The following is a 21828-nucleotide window of genomic DNA, read 5'->3' as shown; positions in this document are numbered from 1 at the left end:
GCGTTGCGGCACGTTCCGGAATCGTTCAGGTTTTAGGTTTTCGTTTTTTATAAATCCAGTTCCAAAGTCTTTAATCAAAGGAGTGATCATGCAAGCTTTCATCGCCAACATCCAAGGTCTGACCGCCATCGGTATCGGCATCATCATCGGCCTGGGTGCAATCGGCGCCTGTATCGGTATCGGTCTGATGGGCGGCAAGTACATCGAAGCATGCGCCCGCCAGCCGGAACTGATGAACCCGCTGCAGACCAAGATGTTCCTGCTGGCTGGTCTGATCGACGCGGCGTTCCTGATCGGCGTTGGTGTGGCAATGCTGTTTGCGTTCGCGAACCCGCTGCTCTCGAAGCTCGCAGGCTGAGGTTCCTCGGAAGTGTGCGTCTGACTTTTTAAAGACGCTGAACGGAACGGGTGAGGCGCTGATCGAGCTCAACAAGCCGATGAGCGCCTTTTAACCGTTTCACCTCCGATCAAGCAACGTTTAAGGAAACACCGTGAATCTCAACGCAACCCTGTTTGCGCAAATGGTCGTGTTTCTGATCCTCGCGTGGTTCACGATGAAGTTCGTGTGGCCGCCGTTGATCAACGCCCTCGACGAGCGCTCGAAGAAGATTGCCGACGGCCTCGCCGCCGCCGACAAGGGCAAAGCGGAACTCGAAGCTGCGCACAAGCGCGTCGACCAGGAACTCGCGCAAGCGCGCAACGACGGCCAGCAACGCATCGCCGACGCTGAAAAGCGCGCTGCCGCAGTCGCAGAAGAAATCAAGGCCAACGCTCAAGCCGAAGCCGCGCGTATCGTTGCGCAAGCCAAGGCCGACGCCGACCAGCAAATCGTGAAGGCTCGCGAAGCGCTGCGTGGCGAAGTCGCTGCGCTGGCTGTGAAAGGCGCTGAGCAGATTCTGAAGCGCGAAGTCGATCAGAAGGCACACGCCGATCTGCTGAATCAACTCAAAACCGAGCTCTGATCATGGCCGAACTTGCAACCATCGCTCGTCCTTACGCAGAAGCGCTGTTCCGCGTGGCCGAAACCGGCGATCTCGCGGGCTGGTCCACCTTCGTTGAGGAGCTGGCACAGGTTGCGCGTCTGCCCGAAGTGGAAACGGTCGCTTCGAGCCCGAAGGTGAGCCGCCAGCAAATCGTCGATCTCCTGCTCGCCGCAGTGAAGTCGCCGTTGGCCCAAAGCCAGCCTCAAGCGAAGAACTTCGTCGGCATGCTGGTCGAGAACCATCGCCTGCCGCTGCTGCCGGAAATCGCCGTCCAGTTCGACGAGCTGAAGAACGCCCGTGAAGGTGCTGCCGATGCTCACATCGTGAGCGCGTTCCCCCTCGAAGGCGAACAGTTGAACGACCTCGTTGCAAGCCTCGAACGCAAGTTCCAGCGCAAGCTGAAACCGACCGTCGAAATCGATCAGTCGCTGATCGGCGGCGTTCGCGTGACGGTTGGCGACGAAGTGCTCGATACCTCGGTCCGCGCGCGCCTCGCCAGCATGCAGACGGCTCTGACCGCTTAATTTGCGAATTAATGCGATCAACCGAGTCTGATGACTGGCACGCAACAGAATTGACTATCAGGAGCGAATAATGCAACTCAATCCCTCTGAGATCAGCGAGCTGATCAAGAGCCGGATCCAGGGCCTTGAAGCGAGCGCGGACGTTCGCAACCAGGGCACCGTGATCTCCGTGACCGACGGTATCGTGCGTATCCACGGCCTGTCGGACGTGATGCAGGGCGAAATGCTCGAATTCCCGGGCAACACCTTCGGCCTCGCGCTGAACCTCGAACGTGACTCGGTCGGCGCCGTTATTCTCGGCGAGTACGAGCACATCTCGGAAGGCGACATCGTCAAGACGACGGGCCGCATTCTCGAAGTGCCGGTCGGTCCGGAACTCGTCGGCCGTGTGGTCGACGCGCTCGGCAACCCGATCGACGGTAAAGGCCCGATCAACGCGAAGGCAACGGACGCAATCGAAAAGATCGCCCCGGGCGTGATTTGGCGTAAGTCGGTGTCGCAGCCGGTGCAGACGGGTCTGAAGTCGATCGACTCGATGGTGCCGATCGGCCGTGGCCAGCGCGAGCTGATCATCGGCGACCGTCAGTGCGGCAAGACCGCGGTGGCCGTCGACGCGATCATCAACCAGAAGGGCAAGGATCTCATCTGTATCTACGTCGCGATCGGCCAGAAGGCTTCGTCGATCATGAACGTGGTGCGCAAGCTCGAGGAAACCGGCGCGATGGCTTACACCATCGTCGTGGCGGCTTCGGCTTCGGAATCGGCCGCGATGCAGTACCTCGCGCCGTACGCCGGCTGCACGATGGGCGAATACTTCCGCGATCGCGGCCAAGATGCGCTGATCGTCTATGACGACTTGACCAAGCAGGCGTGGGCGTATCGCCAGATCTCGCTGCTGCTGCGCCGTCCGCCGGGCCGCGAAGCGTATCCGGGCGATGTGTTCTATCTGCACTCGCGTCTGCTCGAGCGTGCGGCTCGGGTCTCGGAAGAGTACGTCGAGAAGTTCACGAACGGCGAAGTGAAAGGCAAGAGCGGTTCGCTGACGGCACTGCCGGTCATCGAAACGCAAGCCGGCGACGTGACCGCATTCGTTCCGACGAACGTGATCTCGATTACCGACGGCCAGATCTTCCTGGAAACCGACCTGTTCAACGCCGGTATCCGCCCTGCTATCAACGCGGGCGTGTCGGTGTCGCGCGTCGGCGGTGCGGCTCAGACGAAGGTCATCAAGAAGCTGTCGGGCGGTATCCGTACCGACCTCGCGCAGTATCGTGAGCTCGCCGCGTTCGCGCAGTTCGCATCGGACCTCGACGAAGCCACCCGCAAGCAGCTCGAGCGCGGCCGCCGCGTGACGGAACTGCTGAAGCAGCCGCAGTATCAGCCGCTGCAAGTGTGGGAACTGGCCGTCGCGCTGTTCGCAGCCAACAACGGCTATCTGGACGATCTCGAAGTTTCGCAAGTGCTCGCATTCGAAAAGGGCATGCGCGAATTCCTGAAGACCAGCCACGGCGATCTGATTAAGCGCATCGAAGACAATAAAGACTTGTCGAAGGACGACGAAGGCGCACTGCATGCCGCGCTGAAGGACTTCAAGAAGTCGGGCGCTTATTGATCGGGATAGAGGAGCAACGCGCGATGTCACCGGACGTCGCGCGGCTTCGATCAAGGAGTAAGCAATGGCTGGAATGAAGGAAATTCGCGGCAAGATCAAGAGCGTGCAGAACACGCGCAAGATCACGAAAGCGATGGAAATGGTCGCCGCATCGAAGATGCGCCGCGCCCAGGAGCGCATGCGTTCCGCCCGTCCGTATGCCGACAAGGTCCGTTCGATCGCATCGCACATGAGCCGTGCGAACCCCGAGTATCGCCATCCGTTCATGGTCGAGAACAAGGGCGCAAAGACGGCCGGCCTGATCCTCGTCACGACCGACAAGGGTCTGTGCGGCGGCATGAACACGAACATCCTGCGTGCGTCGCTGAACAAGATCAAGGAACTCGATCAAAGCGGTGTCCAGATCGAAGCTTCGGCGATCGGCGGCAAGGGACTCGGCTTCCTGAATCGCCTGAAGGCGAAGGTCGTGTCGCAAGTCACGCAACTGGGCGACACGCCGCATCTGGAAAAGCTGATCGGCGCGATCAAGGTGCAGCTCGACCTGTATTCGGAAGGCAAGATCAACGCGGTGTACCTCGCGTACACGCGCTTCATCAACACGATGAAGCAGGAAGCGGTGATCGAGCAACTGCTGCCGTTGTCGGTGGACGACCTGGACGCGAAGGACGAAGACGGCGTCACGCCGAAGACCTCGTGGGACTACATCTACGAGCCGGACGCGCAAACCGTGGTGGACGAGCTTCTCGTGCGCTACGTCGAAGCGCTCGTCTATCAGGCGGTCGCGGAAAACATGGCGTCGGAGCAATCCGCGCGCATGGTCGCGATGAAGGCCGCGTCGGACAACGCGAAGACCGTGATCAACGAACTGCAGCTCGTCTACAACAAGAGCCGCCAGGCCGCGATTACGAAAGAATTGTCGGAAATCGTCGGCGGCGCCGCAGCGGTCTGACGGCCGCGTGAAAGAACACAGTATCTAAAGGAAATGCGATGAGTACTACTGCTTTGGTAGAAGGCAAGATCGTACAGTGCATCGGCGCCGTTATCGACGTGGAATTTCCGCGTGCGCAAATGCCGAAGATTTACGACGCGCTCATTCTGGAAGGCACCGAACTGACGCTCGAAGTCCAGCAGCAGCTGGGCGACGGCGTGGTTCGCACCATCTGTCTGGGTGCATCCGACGGCCTGCGCCGCGGCACGATGGTCAAGAACACGGGCAAGCCCATCAGCGTGCCGGTCGGCAAGCCGACGCTCGGCCGCATCATGGACGTGCTCGGCCGTCCGATCGACGAAGCGGGTCCGATCGAATCGGAAACGACGCGTTCGATCCACCAGAACGCACCTTCGTTCGACGAGCTGTCGCCGTCGACGGAACTGCTCGAAACCGGCATCAAGGTTATCGACCTGATCTGCCCGTTCGCGAAGGGCGGCAAGGTCGGTCTGTTCGGCGGTGCAGGCGTGGGCAAGACCGTGAACATGATGGAACTCATCAACAACATCGCGAAGGAGCACGGCGGTTACTCCGTGTTCGCGGGCGTGGGCGAGCGTACCCGTGAAGGGAACGACTTCTATCACGAAATGAAGGACTCGAACGTTCTCGACAAGGTCGCGCTGGTCTACGGCCAGATGAACGAGCCGCCGGGCAACCGTCTGCGCGTCGCGCTGACCGGTCTGACGATGGCCGAGCACTTCCGTGACGAAGGCCTCGACGTGCTGTTCTTCGTCGACAACATCTATCGTTTCACGCTGGCGGGTACGGAAGTGTCCGCACTGCTCGGCCGTATGCCTTCGGCAGTGGGCTATCAGCCGACGCTGGCTGAAGAAATGGGCAAGCTGCAAGAGCGCATCACGTCGACGAAGACCGGCTCGATCACGTCCGTTCAGGCCGTGTACGTCCCTGCGGATGACTTGACCGACCCGTCGCCGGCTACGACCTTCGGCCACCTGGATGCAACCGTCGTGTTGTCGCGTGACATCGCTTCGCTGGGTATCTATCCGGCAGTGGACCCGCTCGATTCGACCTCGCGTCAGATCGACCCGAACGTGATTGGCGAAGAGCACTACACGATCACGCGCGGCGTGCAGCAGACGCTGCAGCGCTACAAGGAACTGCGCGACATCATCGCGATTCTGGGCATGGACGAACTGTCGCCGGAAGACAAGCTGTCGGTTGCGCGCGCTCGTAAGATCCAGCGTTTCCTGTCGCAGCCGTTCCACGTTGCTGAAGTGTTCACGGGCTCGCCGGGCAAGTACGTGCCGCTGAAGGAAACCATCCGCGGCTTCAAGATGATCGTCGAAGGTGAGTGCGATCATCTGCCGGAGCAGGCGTTCTACATGGTCGGCACGATCGACGAAGCCTTCGAAAAGGCCAAGAAGATCCAGTAAGAGTCGGGTGTTTTTCAGGCGGACGTCCGCGCAGCGCGGGCGTCCACTCATGACACCGACGACAGGAGTCGACATACATGGCAACCATCAAGGTAGACGTCGTCAGCGCGGAAGAGCAGATCTTCTCGGGCCAGGCGAAGTTCGTCGCGCTGCCGGGCGAAGCGGGTGAACTCGGCATTCTGCCGGGTCATACGCCGCTCATCACGCGCATTCGTCCCGGTGCGGTGCGTATCGAGGCGGAAGACGGTACGGAAGAGTTCGTGTTCGTTGCCGGCGGGATTCTCGAAATCCAGCCGGGCATCGTGACCGTGCTCGCCGATACAGCCATCCGCGGCGCGGATCTCGACGAAGCGAAGGCAGAGCAGGCGAAGAAGCGCGCCGAGGAAGCGATTCAAAACAACACCTCGGAGCTCGAGTACGCGACCGCGCAAGCGGAACTCGCTTACGCGACGGCTCAACTCGCGGCGATCCAACGTCTGCGCAAGGCGCACGCAAAGCACTAAGCGCACGACGCATCGAGCAGCAGCGATCAGCAGGTCAAGAAAGCAGCCTTCGGGCTGCTTTTTTTATGCTCCTAATCGGCAAGTCGCGCGCGCAAATCTGCATAACGGTTATGTGGCGCTCACTCCGATTCACGTAAGCGATTGATTCAGCGCATCTTTCGCCGATTCCACGAAAGCGGCATTGCGGGAAACACTCAATGCCCGCGCTCGTCCTCGCGATGCACAATGGCCTCCAATTAGCCTTCACCGGGCGGCGATTCACATTGGCGGAGACCATCGATGACAACTGAACCGACCCACGCCGGCGCGCAGATCGAACCGCGCGACGGCATTTCCTATGTTCGCGGCGCGACCGACATCCCATTGAGCGACGCGACCGTTGCGCGCTTCCTTCTCGAAACCGCTGGGAGATTCCCCGATCGCCCGGCCGTCGTGTTCCGCGAGCAGAACATCCGCTGGACGTGGCGCGAGTTCGCAAATCAGGTCGACGTGCTCGCGAGCGGACTGCTCGCGCTCGGCATCGAGGCGGGTGATCGCGTCGGCATCTGGTCGCCCAACCGCATCGAATGGCTGCTCACGCAGTTCGCCACCGCGCGCATGGGCGCCACGCTCGTCAACATCAATCCGGCGTACCGGCTGGCCGAGCTCGAATATGCGCTGAACAAGGTCGGCTGCAAGGCGATCATCGCGGCCGAGCAGTTCAAGTCATCGAAATATCTGGAGATGCTGCAGACGCTCGCGCCCGAACTCGCGCATGCCGAGCCGAACGCGCTTCACGCCGGGAAGCTGCCGGAATTGCGCGCCGTGATCCGCATGGGCGAGAGCAAGACGCCCGGCATGCTCAATTTCGAGGACGTGATGCGTACCGGTCGCGAACGGCTCGACGCGACGCCGCTCGACGCAGTCGAGGCGAAGCTGAAGCCGGACGATCCAATCAACATCCAGTTCACGAGCGGCACCACGGGCAATCCGAAGGGCGCGACGCTCACACATCGGAACATCGTCAACAACGCGCGCTATATCGCAATGGCGATGCGCCTGACCGAGCAGGATTCGCTGTGCATTCCGGTGCCGCTGTATCACTGCTTCGGCATGGTCCTGGCCGTGCTCGCGTGCGTATCGACGGGCTGCACGATGGTGTTTCCCGGCGAAGCCTTCGACCCCGCCGCGACGCTCGCTGCCGTGCACGAGGAAAAATGCACGGCGCTGCATGGCGTGCCGACGATGTTCATCGCCGAACTCGATCACCCGGACTTCGGGAAGTACGATCTGAGCCGGCTGCGCACGGGCATCATGGCGGGTTCGCCGTGTCCGATCGAGACGATGAAGCGCGTCGTGTCGAACATGCATCTCAGCGAGATCACGATCGCGTACGGCATGACTGAGACAAGCCCCGTATCCTTCCAGAGCTCGACGACCGATCCGCTCGACAAGCGCACCACGACCGTCGGACGCATTCAGCCGCATCTGGAAGTGAAGATCGTCGATCCGCTGGGCAATATCGTGCCGGTCGGCGAAACCGGCGAGCTGTGCACGCGCGGCTATTCGGTGATGAAAGGCTACTGGGGCGACGACGCCAAGACGCGCGAGGCGATCGTCGACGGTTGGATGCACACCGGCGACCTCGCGACCATCGACGCGGAAGGTTACTGCAATATCGTCGGCCGCCTGAAGGACATGCTGATTCGGGGCGGCGAGAACGTCTATCCGCGCGAAATCGAGGAATTCCTGTTCCGTCATCCGAAGGTGCAGTCGGTGCAGGTCTTCGGCGTGCCCGATCAGAAATACGGTGAGGAAGTATGCGCGTGGATCGTCGTGCGTCCCGGCGAGCAGGCGAGCGAGGAGGAAATTCGCGAGTTTTGCCAAGGACAGATCGCGCACTACAAGATTCCGCGCTACATCCGCTTCGTCGACGAACTGCCGATGACCGTCACCGGCAAGGCGCAGAAATTCGTGATGCGCGCCCGCATGATCGACGAACTGAAGATCGCCGAGGCCAAAACGGCCTGAACTTCGGCGCTGCTTCGCGGTGAAAAGACAAAGGGAGCGCTGCGGCGCTCCCTTCTGTCATTGGACGAAACGTTCGGGTGTTGAATCCCAAAACGCAAACGTTTGTCCGGGCGAAAAAAAAGCGGGCCTGGAGCCCGCTAAAAACCACACGCTACGGGGTTAGCGCGAGGAGACCAAACGTGGGATGTGTCGAATGCCTTGCATTCGAATAACGACCCCAACACCGATGCCCCAAATGTGAGTGCTTCGGCCACAGCCTGCCATCGGATCACGTTGTTTTCGCACGACGCGACCCAATACATCCGTGTTGAAACCGTTTCAACAGATTGTGGGCGAATTGAATCCGGGTCGCCGTAACAAAGTGTTTCAGGTTGTAACCCGCGCCCGATAAGGCTCGGAGGAAATTTTCGAGCGCGATTGTCCAGATTTCGACCGATATATTGTCTGTTATTCGGACGATTAATCCGTTGGGGATGACTTGACGCGCGATTGCAGATTTTCGAACTCGTGCGATTATTCTATTTTTTTCGCGGAAATCGAACGCCCGGACGCATGAAATCGATGCGCAAAGCAGGCCGCGCGCGCATAACGACACAAAAACCTATGGAGATACGCATGAGCATTGATGCAGCCCTGCTTCGCTATTACGGCGCCGTCAAGGACGCTTTTCCGGCTTTGCCGCCCGACGCGGACGCGCTGGCAATCCGGGAGCGCTTCAGCAAGGTCGCTCGAGCTTACGCCGGAGAGCGCGACGATGCCGTAACGGCGGAAAATATTCAGCTCGATCTCGAAGGCCGCACGCTTGCCGCCCGCATCTACAAGCCGAAAGAGGCGCGCGGCCCGCTGCCGCTGATCGTGTACTTTCACGGCGGCGGCTGGGTCGTCGGCGATATCGACACGCACGATGGCCTCGTCGCACGGCTCTCGCGCGACTCGCAATGCGCGGTGGCGAGCGTCGACTACCGGCTCGCGCCCGAGCATCCGTTTCCCGCGCCGTGCGAAGACGCGCTCGACGCGCTGCTCTGGCTCGCGGAGCACCGGTCGCGGCTCGGCTTCGCGACCGACCGGCTGGCTGTCGGCGGCGACAGCGCGGGCGCGCATCTGGCGGTTGTCGCGGCACGCGGCGCGAACGAGCGCGTCGCGGGCATCGTCGGCTTGCAACTGCTGCTTTACCCGGTCATGCGTCGTCAGTTCGAGAGCCCGAGTTGCATCGCCAATGCGAACTGTCCGGGTCTCACGAACGATGAGATGAAGTGGTACTGGACCCAGTTCCTTTCGGGTGAAACACCGCAGGCGCACGATGTGCGCGCCTTTCCGCTCTCCGAGCCGTTCGAGCGCACGCCGGCGCCCGCGATCGTCGTCGCGGCGGCGTACGATCCGCTCTATGACGACGCCGTCGAACTCGAACGCTTCCTACAAGCGAACGGCGGCCGTGTCGAGCTGATCGACGCGCGCGACATGACGCACGGGTTCGGCCGCATGCATTCACAGTCCGACGCGGCGCTCGGCTGGCTGCGCAAGATCGGCGAGCGCACCGGCGAACTCTTGCGCGCCGCGCGCTGACCGCTACTTCAGCCACTTGTCATAGACAGCCTGGAACTCGCCCGACGAACGGGCGAGATGCAGCCACTGATCGACATACTGCTGGAACGGCACGTCGCCGCGCGGCAGCAGATACGCCTTTTCGCCAAACTGGAACGGCTTGTCCGGATGCACCGAGCACAGCCCCGGATTGAGCTTCTGCTGTAGCAGCGTTTCGGATGCGTCCGTGACCATGACGTCGGCCTTGCCGTCGAGAATCTGCTTGAAGATGGTCACGTTGTCCGGATACTCGATCAGTTGCGAGCGCGCAAAGAACTGCTTCGCGAAGCGTTCGTTCGTACCGCCCGGATTCACGATCGTCCGCACGTTCGGCTGATCGATCTGCGCGACGGTCTGATACTTCTCGACATCGTCGCAACGCACGATCGGCGTCTTGCCGTCTTCCATGTACGGCGCGGTGAAAAACGCGCGCTTCTGCCGTTCGAGCGTCGTCGAGACGCCGCCCACGGCGATATCGCATTTCGCGATGAAGTCGTTCATCAGATTCGACCACGACGTCTTCACATACTCGGCCTTCGCGCCGAGCGACTTCGCGAGACTTTCCGCGAGATCGATGTCGATGCCCTCGAACTGCCCGTCCGGACGCAGGAACGAGTACGGTTTGTAATCGCCGGTCGTGCAGACGCGCAGCGTGTGGCGTGCGAGGATGTCGTCGAGGCGAGAGGGCGCGGCAACCGAGGAAGGCGCGGGCGCGGCGGACTTTGCTCCGGCGACGGTGCCGGCCTGAACCGTCTGCGCGTGCGCGGCGTTCAAAAGCGAGAGCGACACCGCGAAGGCAGCGGCTGCGAGACTGACGGACGTGCGTTGCATCGATTCTCCTGGTTCTAGTTGTGTAAGCACACCGATCATAACGAGGGCTTCGCTTGCCCGAAATCCGGCCAAACGACATAGGCCGCGCGGCATGAGCCGTTCCGAATTGCCGGGCTCAGCCGGCGTAGACGTTCGACCGCTCCGGTAGAATGGACGATTCTCTGCCTTGAGCATCGAGCGACGTGGCACACACTCTTCTGAACGACACCTTCCTGCGCGCGCTCTTGCGCCAGCCGACCGACTACACGCCGATCTGGCTGATGCGCCAGGCAGGGCGCTATCTGCCGGAATACAACGCGACGCGTGCTCGCGCGGGCAGTTTTCTCGGTCTCGCGAAGAATCCGGATTACGCGACCGAAGTCACGCTTCAGCCGCTCGAACGCTTTCCGCTCGACGCCGCGATTCTCTTCTCGGACATCCTGACCGTCCCCGACGCAATGGGGCTCGGTCTGAACTTCGTGCAGGGCGAGGGGCCGCGTTTCGAGCGCACGGTGCGTACCGAAGACGATGTGAAGCGCCTTGCCGTGCCGGACATCGGCGCGACGCTTTCCTACGTCACCGACGCCGTAAGCCAGATTCGCCGCGCGCTCACCGACGCGCAAGGCCGCCAGAAGGTCCCGCTGATCGGCTTCTCCGGTAGTCCGTGGACGCTCGCGTGCTACATGGTCGAAGGCGGTGGCTCGGACGACCATCGCACGGTCAAGTCGATGGCGTATTCGCGGCCGGACCTGATGCATCGCATTCTCGAGGTCAACGCGCAAGCCGTCACCGCTTACCTGAACGCGCAGATCGAAGCGGGCGCGCAGGCCGTGATGATCTTCGATACATGGGGCGGCGCACTCGCGGATGGCGCGTATCAGCGCTTCTCGCTCGAATACATCGCGAAGGTGGTTGCCGGCCTGAAGCGCGAGCACGATGGCGCGCGCGTCCCGGTCATCACGTTCACGAAGGGCGGCGGACTCTGGATCGAGGAAATCGCGGCGACGGGCGTCGATGCGGTCGGTCTCGACTGGACCATGAATCTCGGCCGGGCGCGCGAAAAGGTCGGCTCGCGTGTGGCGCTGCAGGGGAACATCGATCCGAGCGTGTTGTTCGCGCCGCCCGCGTCGATCCGCACCGAAGCGCGCGCCGTGCTCGAAAGCTTCGGCAATTTTCCAGGCCACGTCTTCAACCTGGGCCACGGCATCTCGCAGTTCACGCCGCCGGAAAATGTCGCGGAGCTGGTCGACGAGGTTCATCGACATAGCCGCGCCATGCGCGCCGGCCAAGCCGCCCGGTAAAAGGCGTACGAAAACATGCGTTGCGGACGCGTGCTGCAGTGCAATATCGGTGATTCGGGGCAAGTGATCAGGAGCTGGAGGGTTCTGTCCGGATCGCCCGCCTCAGGCGGCGCTCCCCGATGTCAAGACTGAACTTATGCACAATTTGTTCGCTGCGGCGCGCCATCAGACGTATGGCTTACAGCAACCAATAAGATGTCGCTATGTGTGCTTCAAGCCAATGATTTTTAACGCATTTCGACGGCGTCGCCCGAAATGTGGGTTAGCGCGCATAAGGGATTCGTGACATTGTTTGCGGCGATCACGGACGCACTTCTCAACAAAGTTATCCACAGGGCTGTGGAAAGCATCGGAAATCCAAAAATAATCGGCGGTTTACAGACGATTCTGATGTTTCACTTTAACTTCTCCCGCCTCGGGCGCTTGGTTCTGTCGAACCGTCTTGCGCGGGGTCCCGCGCGGTGACTGATCTATTCGTCCGCGTCGCCGTCGATCAGCCCATGCCCGTGCTGTTCGACTACCGCTATGCGCTGCCGGCCGCGCCTGCCGTCGGCATGCTGGTGCAGGTGCCGTTCGGGCGACGCGAAGTCGTCGGGTTGATCTGCGAAATCGCCCATTCAAGCGACGTGCCCGCTGCCAAACTGCGCGACATCACTTCGATTTGCGAAGGCTGCGCGCCGCTGTCGGAAAAGTGGATCGCGCTTGTCAGCTTCGCCGCCGATTACTATCAGCGCGGGCTGGGCGAAGTCGCGCTGCCGGCGCTTCCGCAGGCGTTGCGCGACGCCTCGCGCTGGGATCGCCTTTTTGCCGTCGAGCCGCGCTTTCGGATTCTCCCCGAAGGGCGCGCACAACTCCCCGATGCTTTGCCCGCCCGCGCCAGCGCCCTCCGGCGTCTCGCCGATGCGCTCGCGGAACAGCCGTCGCTGACGTTGTCCGACGCGCGCGCGTTGCATCCGAAAGCGGGCGCGACCTTCGACGACTGGATCGCGCGCGGATGGATCGAAACGGTGACAGCGCAGATCGCCGAACCCGACGCGAGCGCGCCGATGCTGCCGACCGGCGCGGTGCCGCTGCCCTTGCTGACCGATGAACAACGCGAAGCCGTCGATGCAATTTCCGGCGCGCAAGGGTTCGCCCCGTTCCTGCTGCACGGCGTGACGGGCAGTGGCAAGACCGAGGTGTATCTGCACGCGCTCGCCGCGTTGCTCGCCGACCGGCCCGACGCGCAGGCGCTCGTCCTCGTTCCCGAAATCAATCTGACGCCGCAGTTCGAAGCGGCGTTTCGCGCGCGTTTCGCGGCGCTCGCGGACGGCTCGATCGTCACGATGCACAGCGGACTCGCCGAAGGCGAACGCGCGCGCAACTGGCTCGCGGCGCATACGGGCAGCGCGCGCATCGTGCTCGGCACGCGCCTCGCGATTCTCGCGTCGATGCCGAAGCTCGCGATCATCGTCGTCGATGAGGAACACGATCCCGCGTACAAGCAACAGGAAGGCTTGCGCTACTCCGCGCGCGATCTCGCCATCTATCGCGCGAAGCAACTGGATATTCCCGTCGTGCTCGGATCGGCGACGCCATCGCTCGAAACCTGGTGGCAGGCCGAGCAGAGCCGCTACACGCGACTCACGCTCACGCGCCGCGCCGTCGCCGAAGCGGTGCTGCCGAGCGTCCGGCTCATCGATCTGGAAGAGGAAAGACGGCGAGGCCGCGCCTCGGTCGAGGGGCTCGCGGGGCCGCTGATCGCGGCGCTGAAGACACGCGTCGAGCGCGGCGAGCAAAGCCTCGTATTCCTGAACCGGCGCGGCTATGCGCCGATCCTGTCCTGCGATGCCTGCGGCTGGGTCGCCGGTTGTCCGCGTTGCAGCGCGTATGCCGTGCTGCATAAGCCTGAGCGCGCGCTGCGTTGTCATCACTGCGGCTGGGAATCGCGCATTCCGAAGTCGTGTCCGGAATGCGGCAACATCGATATCGCGCCGATGGGCCGCGGCACGCAGCGCGTCGAGGAAACGCTCGCGAGCGTGGTGCCGGGTGCTCGCGTGCTGCGCATCGACGCCGACAGCACGCGCCGCAAAGGCAGCGCGCAGGCGCTTTTCTCCGATGTCCACGCGGGCGAAGTCGACATTCTCGTTGGCACGCAGATGATCGCGAAGGGCCATGATTTCCGGCGCGTGACGCTCGTCGGCGTGCTGAACGCGGACACCGCGCTCTTCTCCCACGACTTTCGCGCGAGCGAGCGGCTCTTCGCGCAACTGACGCAGGTGAGCGGGCGCGCCGGACGCGCGGGCTTGCCCGGCGAAGTGATGATTCAGACGCGCTATCCGCGTCACGCGCTGTATCAGGCGCTTTCGCGACAAGACTACGTGGGTTTCGCCAATTCGACGCTCGCCGAACGCCGCGACGCGCGTCTGCCGCCGTTCGTCTATCAGGCGATGCTGCGCGCCGAAGGCCGCACGCTCGATGCGGCGCTGAAATTCCTCGAGGAAGCGGCGGCGGCGTTCGCGCCTCTGCCCGGCGCTGAGCGCGTGACGGTCTACGACGCGGTTCCGCTCACCATCGTGAAAGTGTTCAATGTCCACCGTGCGCAACTGCTGCTCGAAAGCGCGTCGCGGGCCGCGCTGCAGGCGTCGCTGCGCGCGTGGCAGCCGGCGCTGCGCTCGCTCAAGGGCGTGCTGCGCTGGAACGTGGAAGTCGATCCGCTGGACGTCTGATTCAGATTTCGGCGCGTGGAACGTCGCTGACCGCGCGGTCGCCTTGGCCGGAAGCGTCATCGGACCGATGAACGTGCGGCGACGCGCCCCGCACGAACAACACGACGCAGACTGCGAACATCGCCCAAACGCCGCCCACCACCATCCAAGTGCTCATGCTCGTTGCTCTCCCCGAAATCGCGGAATATCGACCGCTAAAGGCGTCGCCATCGACGGCGCATGGCGTTTATAACGGCGGTGCCCGAGGATTTACTTAGGGGCCGTCTCAAAAATTCCGGATTAGGGAAACTACTAGGCGCCGAGCGCCGCGCGCCATCCGGCGGTGCACCGCTCAAAGCCTTGTGCCACAAGGGTTTCATTGTGGTGCAACCCTAGCGAAAATCTCGGTTGCACCTTTTAAATCAGCGGGGTACGATTCGCCAACTTTTCAGGTCTCTGGCCGGCTGAGCACGACCGGCAAACGAAGGAAATATGGCGAGCACAACCCTAGGCGTCAAAGTCGACGATCTGCTGCGTTCCCGGCTCAAAGATGCCGCGACGCGCCTCGAACGCACTCCCCACTGGCTTATCAAGCAGGCGATCTTCGCTTATCTGGAGCGCATCGAGCATGGCCAGCTTCCGCCCGAACTGACGGGCGCGAACGGCTCGTCGGAAATGGCGGATGCACCTTCCGTCGATGGCGACGAAGACGGCGCGCCGCATCCGTTCCTCGATTTCGCGCAGAACGTGCAGCCGCAATCGGTGCTGCGCGCGGCGATCACGGCGGCGTATCGTCGGCCGGAGCCGGAGTGCGTGCCGTTTCTGATCGGTCAGGCGCGACTGCCTTCGAACGTCGCGGCCGAAACCGAAAAGCTCGCGACGAAGCTCGTCGAAGCGCTGCGCGCGAAAAGCTCGGGCGGCGGCGTCGAAGGTTTGATCCACGAATTCTCGCTGTCGAGCCAGGAAGGCGTCGCGCTGATGTGCCTCGCCGAAGCGCTCCTGCGCATTCCCGACCGCGCCACGCGCGACGCGCTGATTCGCGACAAGATCAGCAAGGGCGACTGGAAATCGCACATGGGCCAGGCGCCGTCGCTGTTCGTGAACGCGGCGACGTGGGGTTTGATGATCACCGGCAAGCTCGTCACGACGAACAGCGAAGCGGGCTTGTCGTCGGCGCTGACGCGTCTGATCGGCAAGGGCGGCGAGCCGCTGATCCGCAAGGGCGTCGACATGGCGATGCGCCTGATGGGCGAGCAGTTCGTCACCGGCGAGACGATTTCCGAAGCGCTCGCGAACAGCCGCAAGTACGAAGCGCGCGGGTTCCGCTACTCGTACGACATGCTCGGCGAGGCCGCGACGACGGAAGAAGACGCGCAGCGCTACTACGCGTCCTACGAGCAGGCGATCCACGCGATCGGCAAGGCGGCGGGCGGGCGCGGCATCTACGAAGGCCCGGGCATTTCGATCAAGCTCTCCGCGCTGCATCCGCGTTATTCGCGCTCGCAGCAGGAACGCACGATGAACGAGCTGCTGCCGCGCGTGCGCTCGCTCGCGCAACTGGCGCGCCGTTATGACATCGGCCTGAACATCGACGCCGAGGAAGCCGATCGTCTCGAAATCTCGCTCGATCTGCTCGAAGCGCTCTGTTTCGATCCGGAGCTCGCGGGCTGGAACGGCATCGGTTTCGTGGTGCAGGGTTATCAGAAGCGCTGCCCGTTCGTGATCGACTATCTGATCGATCTCGCGCGCCGCAGCCGTCATCGCCTGATGATTCGCCTCGTGAAGGGCGCGTACTGGGACACGGAAATCAAGCGCGCGCAAGTCGATGGACTCGAGGGCTATCCGGTCTATACGCGCAAGATCTACACGGACATCTCGTATCTCGCGTGCGCGAAGAAGCTGCTCGGCGCGCCGGATGCCGTCTATCCGCAATTCGCGACGCACAACGCGTTCACGCTCTCCGCGATCTATCACCTCGCCGGACAGAACTACTATCCCGGCCAGTACGAGTTCCAGTGCCTGCACGGCATGGGCGAGCCGCTCTACGAAGAAGTCACGGGCCGCGACAAGCTGAACCGTCCGTGCCGCGTGTATGCGCCGGTCGGCACGCACGAAACGCTGCTCGCGTATCTCGTGCGCCGTCTGCTGGAAAACGGCGCGAACACGTCGTTCGTGAACCGCATCGCCGATGAATCGATTCCGGTGAAGGAACTCGTGCGCGATCCGATCGACGAAGCGCAGGCGATCACGCCGCTCGGCGCGCCGCACACGAAGATTCCGCTGCCGCGTCAGCTTTACGGCAACGAGCGCTCCAATTCGATGGGCCTCGATCTGTCGAACGAGCATCGGCTGGCTTCGCTGTCGTCGGCGTTGCTGGCGAGCGCGCATCATCCGTGGCGCGCGGAACCGATGCTCGAAGGCGGTGACATCGGCAACGGCGTCGCGCGCGATGTGCGCAATCCGTCGGATTTGCGCGATCTCGTCGGCACGGTCGTGGAAGCGTCGCCGGAACAGGTGAGCGCCGCGATCGCCAACGCGGTCGCCGCCGCGCCGATCTGGCAGGCGACGCCCGTCGAAGACCGCGCCGATTGCCTCGCGCGCGCCGCCGATCTGCTCGAAGCGCAAATGCACACGCTGATGGGCCTCGTCGTGCGCGAAGCGGGCAAGTCGCTGCCGAACGCGATCGCGGAGATTCGCGAAGCCATCGATTTCCTGCGCTACTACGCGTCGCAGATTCGCGCCGAGTTTTCGAACGATACGCATCGCCCGCTCGGTCCGGTCGTGTGTATCAGCCCGTGGAACTTCCCGCTCGCGATCTTCATGGGCCAGGTCGCCGCTGCGTTGGCCGCGGGCAACCCGGTGCTCGCGAAGCCCGCTGAACAGACGCCGCTGATCGCCGCGCAAGCCGTTCGCCTCCTGCGCGAAGCGGGCGTGCCGGCGGGCGCGGTGCAACTGCTGCCGGGCAATGGCGAGACGGTCGGCGCGGCGCTCGTCGCCGATCCGCGCACGCGCGCCGTCATGTTCACCGGTTCGACGGAAGTCGCGCGCCTCATCAACAAGACGCTGTCCGAGCGCCTCGATCCGGATGGCCGCCCAATTCCGCTGATCGCCGAAACCGGCGGCCAGAACGCGATGATCGTCGATTCGTCGGCGCTCGCGGAGCAGGTCGTCGCCGACGTGCTGCAGTCGTCGTTCGATTCGGCTGGCCAGCGCTGCTCGGCGCTGCGCGTGCTGTGCCTGCAGGACGACGTCGCGGATCGCACGCTCGAGATGCTGACCGGCGCGATGAACCAGCTCGCGGTCGGCAATCCGGATCGTCTGTCGACGGATGTCGGTCCCGTCATCGACGCCGACGCGAAACGCGGCATCGACGCGCATATCGCCGGGATGCGCGACAAGGGCCGCAACGTCACGCAACTGCCGCTGCCCGACACCTGCGCGCAAGGCACGTTCGTGCCGCCGACGCTGATCGAGCTCGATAGCATCGACGAACTCAAGCGCGAAGTATTCGGCCCGGTGCTGCATGTGGTGCGTTATCGCCGTTCGAACCTTGATAAACTCCTCGACCAAATTCGCTCGACGGGTTATGGCCTCACGCTCGGCATCCATACGCGTATCGACGAAACCATCGCGCACGTGGTCTCGCGGGCGCATGTCGGCAACATCTATGTGAACCGCAATGTGATCGGCGCCGTGGTCGGCGTGCAGCCGTTCGGCGGCGAAGGGCTGTCGGGCACGGGTCCGAAGGCGGGCGGCGCGCTGTATCTGCAGCGTCTGCTCGCGAAGCGCCCGACCGGTCTGCCGAAATCGCTGGCGAGCACGCTCGTCGTCGATCAGGTGGCGTCGAAGGACACGCCGACGGCCGCGCTCACCGCATTGCGCGACTGGGCGATCGGCGAACGCGATCCGCAGACGGCCGCGCGTTGCGACGGTTATCTGCAGCATGTGATGGCGGGCGCGACGGCCGTGTTGAGCGGACCGACCGGCGAACGCAACACGTACACGCTCGGCGCGCGCGGCACGGTGCTGTGCGTGGCGGCGACGGCGAGCGGCGCGCGCGCGCAACTGGCCGCCGTGCTGGCGACGGGCAACAAGGCGTTGTTCTCCGGCTCGGCGGGCGAGCAACTGGCGGCGTCGTTGCCTTCTGCGCTCAAGCCGTTCGCGATGGTCAGGAAAGCGGCGGAAGACTTCGACGCCGTCTTGTTCGAAGGCGACAGCGATGAACTGCTGTCGCTCGTGAAGGAAGTCGCGAAGCGTCCGGGACCGATCGTATCGGTGCAGGGCGTGGCTGCGGGAGCGTTCGCCGACGCTGGCCACGACGGTGAAGACTACGCGCTCGAACGTCTGCTGACGGAACGCTCGGTGAGCGTGAACACGGCGGCGGCGGGTGGCAATGCGAATTTGATGACGATCGGTTGAGACACCCCTCGAACGCTCGGTTCAAACGAATTCAAACAATCGGCAGCAGGCACGGCGTAACGGAGACACGCGCGGCACAGGCTGCCATCCACACTGGAACACAGGAGAAGCTATGAAGCACACGATGACCAAGCTGGCGGCAGCCATGACGCTCGCCGGCCTGTTCGCGGGGACCGCAGCTGCACAGCAGGCAGAAGACGTGAAGGTTGGCTACGCCGGCCCGCTGACCGGTGCGCAGGCGCACTACGGCAAGGACATGCAGAACGGCATCACGCTCGCCGTCGAAGACTTCAACGCCACGAAGCCGGTGATCGGCGGCAAGCCGGTTCGCATCGTGCTGAACTCGGCGGACGACCAGGCCGACCCGCGCACGGGCACGACCGTGGCGCAACGCCTCGTCGACGATGGCATCAAGGGCATGCTCGGCCACTTCAATTCGGGCACGACGATCCCGGCATCGCGCATCTACGCGAACGCGGGCATCCCCGAAATCGCGATGGCGACGGCGCCCGAGTACACGACGCAAGGCTTCAAGACCGCCTTCCGCATGATGACCTCCGACACGCAGCAAGGCTCGGTCGCGGGCGAGTTCGCGGTGAAGACGCTGAAGGTCAAGAAGATCGCGATCGTCGATGACCGCACGGCGTACGGCCAGGGTCTTGCCGACCAGTTCGAGAAGGCGGCGAAGGCGGCGGGCGGCACGATCGTCGACCGTGAATTCACGAACGACAAGGCTGTCGACTTCAAGGCGATTCTGACGAAGATCAAGTCGACGAATCCGGACCTCGTGTACTACGGCGGCGCGGATTCGCAAGCCGGCCCGATGGTCAAGCAGATGAAGACGCTCGGCTTCCGCGCGCCGCTGATGGCGGGCGAAATGGTGAAGACGGACACGTTCCTGAAGATCGCGGGCGACGCGGCTGACGGCACGGTGGCATCGCTCGCCGGCCTGCCGATGGACGAAATGCCGGGCGGCGCGGACTACTCGGCGAAGTACAAGAAGCGCTTCAACGAAGACGTGCAGACGTACTCGCCGTATGCCTACGACGGGGCGATGGCCATGTTCACCGCGATGAAGGCTGCGAACTCGACGGATCCGGCAAAGTACCTGCCGTTCCTCGCGAAGACCGACATGCAGGGCGTGACGGCGAAGCACCTGTCGTACGACTCGAAGGGCGATTTGAAGAACGGCGGGATTACGCTCTATAAGGTCGTCGGCGGGAAGTGGACGACGTTGCAGAGCGTGGGCGGGAAGTAAGGGCTTGTCGCAGTGTTCGAACGGCCCGGTCGCGAAAGCGGCTGGGCCGTTTTGTTTTCTTCTAGCTGCTGACCGTCTTTCAATTGTTCCCATCTTCCGGTCGGCCTCTGGCGTACCGGAATTAGGTTGTCGGTCGCGGCGTCGTTGGAACAGGTCGCTCAAGACATCGCGCTCGTCTCCTCGCGTCTCATCCATCTTGTCGATGACTTCGGACATCGAGATGCGATAGCTCACTTCCTTTAGCAACATTGTGCTTGGTCGTTCAGGCTTGGCGTCGCCATTACTGACTGACTGCGTGAAGGTCCAGGTGACGATCATGACGCGGATTCCCAGAGTCTTGAGTTTGCGGACCAGTGGGACATAGTCGCTGTCGCTTGCAATCAACACGACGACGTCAAAGTGCTTGTGGATCGAAAGGTCGAAGGCTTCGAGCGCAAAGCCATACGTCGATCCCTTTTTCCTTTCCGGCGAAGTTCATCGGCAGATAATGCGCAGTGACATTCTCGCGCATCAACATGTCATCAACGACGCGATCGTAGTAGAACGCATCACCGCCTTTCTCTTTGCTCTTTTGCGCCGAGAAGCGTCCCCTGAAATAATGAGCGTCGATTACTTGACAGTTGCCAATGTCGACAGCTTCCTCGTCGGCAACCTTATAGCGGCTGTACTCATGCAGCCCGGGAATCGAAATCCAGGCCTTCTTCTCATGCTGATGGTTGTAGTACTTGCTGACGCGATCGAAATAATTGCCATCGTAAAAAACGCCGATCTTGGTCAGTTGCCTCGCTGCGTGAGACATCGTGCAGTCGCTCCTTTATCGTTTATCGAGGTCGGCTCTCTGAATCGAGAACGTGGATCCGATTATCCGAAGCTGCCAGATGTCTTCGATAGTGCAGGATGCTGAATTTAAGTTGCCCAGAAGCAGTTCAGTCGGACGCTTTCTTGATTCGCTTATTCCCCGTCACCATCGCCCGAACCAAATTCTCCCGCGTCCACACGCTCATCAGCACGGCCGCGGCGACGTGCACGCAGACACAAACCTCGACCGCGATGGCGAGCCACGCATGAATCTCCTGCGGCCAGTCCTCGCCCCAGAACGCATCGAGCCGCATGATCCACCCGGACAGCGCGAGCGCGAGAATCAGGAACCAAAGAAAGAGCGCCATCAACCCGCCAAGCGGATTGTGCGAAACGTGATGGATCGGCCTGGCCCTGGCAAGCGACCTCAGATAGTCGACGAGATGCGAGCGCGTCGGCCACCACGCCGAAAACCGCGCATGACGCGAGCCGACGAAACCCCAAACGATACGCGCAACGACAAGCCCGGCCGCGACATACCCGAGCACGCGATGCGTGGAATCCGTCGGTCCGAACAGATTCCACAAGACGATGCCCGCGACGGCCCAATGCGTCAGCCGGACGAAGCCGTCCCAGACTTTCACGGCGCGAGCGTCACTCGACTTCCGACTTCACGACCGCCAGCGTCTTCGTGTCGTAATAGATCTCTACCTTCTTGCCGTTCTTGTCGTGACCGTAGATTTCGTAGCAGTTGCCATCGACCTTGAACTTGCGGATCTTGTAGCCTTGCGCTTCAAGCTGCGCCTTGGCATCCGATTCCTTCATCCATTCGCTCTTCGGATGCGCCGTGCAATCCGCCTTCGCGAATGCCGCACCCGAAAAGCCCAACGCCAACGACAAAGCCAGAACCTTAAGCATCGCTAACTCCCGGTGTTTTCGAACTGGCTACTCTACTGCCAC

18 protein-coding genes and 1 pseudogene are annotated in these 21828 nt (G+C 62.5%); 13 read left to right on the top strand and 6 right to left on the bottom strand.

The window, feature by feature from the left end:
- The first annotated feature begins 88 nt into the window (after positions 1-88).
- The 9 genes from atpE to NCT05_RS00470 all read left to right on the top strand — a co-directional run bounded on the left by atpE (position 89) and on the right by NCT05_RS00470 (position 9577).
- Entirely contained in the window at positions 89-358 is a 270-nt protein-coding gene (gene atpE, locus NCT05_RS00510; RefSeq protein WP_007180033.1) for a F0F1 ATP synthase subunit C, read from the top strand.
- A gap of 133 nt (positions 359-491) precedes the next feature.
- The gene (locus NCT05_RS00505) at positions 492-962 is read left to right on the top strand and encodes a F0F1 ATP synthase subunit B (RefSeq protein ID WP_008352476.1); all 471 of its coding nucleotides are present in this window, start codon (positions 492-494) and stop codon (positions 960-962) included.
- A 2-nt stretch (positions 963-964) separates the two neighbouring features.
- Positions 965-1507 (top strand): F0F1 ATP synthase subunit delta, encoded by a 543-nt coding sequence (locus NCT05_RS00500; RefSeq protein WP_034472325.1) that lies wholly within the window; start codon positions 965-967, stop codon positions 1505-1507.
- 70 nt (positions 1508-1577) lie between these two features.
- A complete protein-coding gene (atpA, locus tag NCT05_RS00495; protein WP_008352478.1) occupies positions 1578-3119 on the top strand; it encodes a F0F1 ATP synthase subunit alpha in 1542 nt (513 codons plus the stop codon).
- A gap of 64 nt (positions 3120-3183) precedes the next feature.
- On the top strand, positions 3184-4068 hold the full coding sequence (gene atpG, locus NCT05_RS00490) for a F0F1 ATP synthase subunit gamma (protein ID WP_175979661.1): 885 nt from the start codon (positions 3184-3186) through the stop codon (positions 4066-4068).
- Between the two features lie 38 nt (positions 4069-4106).
- The gene (gene atpD, locus NCT05_RS00485; protein ID WP_033536458.1) at positions 4107-5501 is read left to right on the top strand and encodes a F0F1 ATP synthase subunit beta; all 1395 of its coding nucleotides are present in this window, start codon (positions 4107-4109) and stop codon (positions 5499-5501) included.
- Positions 5502-5578: 77 nt separating this feature from the next.
- Positions 5579-6004 (top strand): F0F1 ATP synthase subunit epsilon, encoded by a 426-nt coding sequence (locus tag NCT05_RS00480; protein ID WP_008352481.1) that lies wholly within the window; start codon positions 5579-5581, stop codon positions 6002-6004.
- 279 nt (positions 6005-6283) lie between these two features.
- Positions 6284-8014 carry an AMP-binding protein gene (locus NCT05_RS00475; RefSeq protein ID WP_250501578.1) on the top strand — a complete coding sequence of 577 codons (1731 nt, stop codon included), beginning with the start codon at positions 6284-6286 and terminating at the stop codon, positions 8012-8014.
- Between the two features lie 615 nt (positions 8015-8629).
- Positions 8630-9577 carry an alpha/beta hydrolase gene (locus NCT05_RS00470; RefSeq protein ID WP_250501577.1) on the top strand — a complete coding sequence of 316 codons (948 nt, stop codon included), beginning with the start codon at positions 8630-8632 and terminating at the stop codon, positions 9575-9577.
- 3 nt (positions 9578-9580) lie between these two features.
- Here the strand turns inward: NCT05_RS00470 and NCT05_RS00465 are convergent, their stop codons facing one another.
- A complete protein-coding gene (locus NCT05_RS00465; RefSeq protein ID WP_250501576.1) occupies positions 9581-10426 on the bottom strand; it encodes a transporter substrate-binding domain-containing protein in 846 nt (281 codons plus the stop codon).
- Positions 10427-10608: 182 nt separating this feature from the next.
- Here NCT05_RS00465 and hemE point away from each other — a divergent pair, with 182 nt between their 5' ends.
- Together hemE and NCT05_RS00455 are read left to right on the top strand one after the other, a co-directional pair.
- Complete coding sequence (hemE, locus tag NCT05_RS00460; protein WP_175979658.1) at positions 10609-11706, top strand: uroporphyrinogen decarboxylase; 1098 nt, start codon at positions 10609-10611, stop codon at positions 11704-11706.
- A gap of 461 nt (positions 11707-12167) precedes the next feature.
- Positions 12168-14414: a primosomal protein N' gene (locus tag NCT05_RS00455; RefSeq protein ID WP_250501575.1), complete on the top strand. Its 2247-nt coding sequence runs from the start codon at positions 12168-12170 to the stop codon at positions 14412-14414.
- Position 14415: 1 nt separating this feature from the next.
- Here the strand turns inward: NCT05_RS00455 and NCT05_RS00450 are convergent, their stop codons facing one another.
- The gene (locus NCT05_RS00450; protein ID WP_250501574.1) at positions 14416-14571 is read right to left on the bottom strand and encodes a hypothetical protein; all 156 of its coding nucleotides are present in this window, start codon (positions 14569-14571) and stop codon (positions 14416-14418) included.
- Between the two features lie 314 nt (positions 14572-14885).
- On the opposite strand from NCT05_RS00450, the gene putA reads away from it, so the two are divergent.
- Together putA and NCT05_RS00440 are read left to right on the top strand one after the other, a co-directional pair.
- A complete protein-coding gene (putA, locus tag NCT05_RS00445) occupies positions 14886-18812 on the top strand; it encodes a trifunctional transcriptional regulator/proline dehydrogenase/L-glutamate gamma-semialdehyde dehydrogenase (protein WP_250501573.1) in 3927 nt (1308 codons plus the stop codon).
- Between the two features lie 112 nt (positions 18813-18924).
- The gene (locus NCT05_RS00440) at positions 18925-20070 is read left to right on the top strand and encodes a branched-chain amino acid ABC transporter substrate-binding protein (RefSeq protein ID WP_008352495.1); all 1146 of its coding nucleotides are present in this window, start codon (positions 18925-18927) and stop codon (positions 20068-20070) included.
- Between the two features lie 360 nt (positions 20071-20430).
- On the opposite strand, the pseudogene NCT05_RS36930 reads toward NCT05_RS00440, so the two are convergent.
- The 4 genes and pseudogenes from NCT05_RS36930 to NCT05_RS00425 all read right to left on the bottom strand — a co-directional run.
- Positions 20431-20481, bottom strand: a pseudogene (locus NCT05_RS36930) (hypothetical protein); the annotation flags it as partial.
- Positions 20465-20869, bottom strand: coding sequence for a hypothetical protein (locus tag NCT05_RS00435; protein WP_250501572.1), 405 nt, complete (start codon positions 20867-20869; stop codon positions 20465-20467). The gene NCT05_RS00435 and the pseudogene NCT05_RS36930, both read right to left, overlap by 17 nt.
- A gap of 127 nt (positions 20870-20996) precedes the next feature.
- Positions 20997-21512, bottom strand: a complete 516-nt coding sequence (locus NCT05_RS00430) for a cytochrome b/b6 domain-containing protein (RefSeq protein WP_250457094.1) — start codon at positions 21510-21512, stop codon at positions 20997-20999.
- A 10-nt stretch (positions 21513-21522) separates the two neighbouring features.
- Entirely contained in the window at positions 21523-21786 is a 264-nt protein-coding gene (locus NCT05_RS00425; protein ID WP_008352500.1) for a PepSY domain-containing protein, read from the bottom strand.
- Positions 21787-21828 lie beyond the last annotated feature (42 nt).

It is taken from the genome of Caballeronia sp. AZ7_KS35 (assembly GCF_023631045.1).
GTDB lineage: Bacteria > Pseudomonadota > Gammaproteobacteria > Burkholderiales > Burkholderiaceae > Caballeronia > Caballeronia zhejiangensis.
The sequence above is the reverse complement of the archived record's forward strand: the minus strand, read 5'-3'. Positions and strand labels throughout refer to the sequence as shown.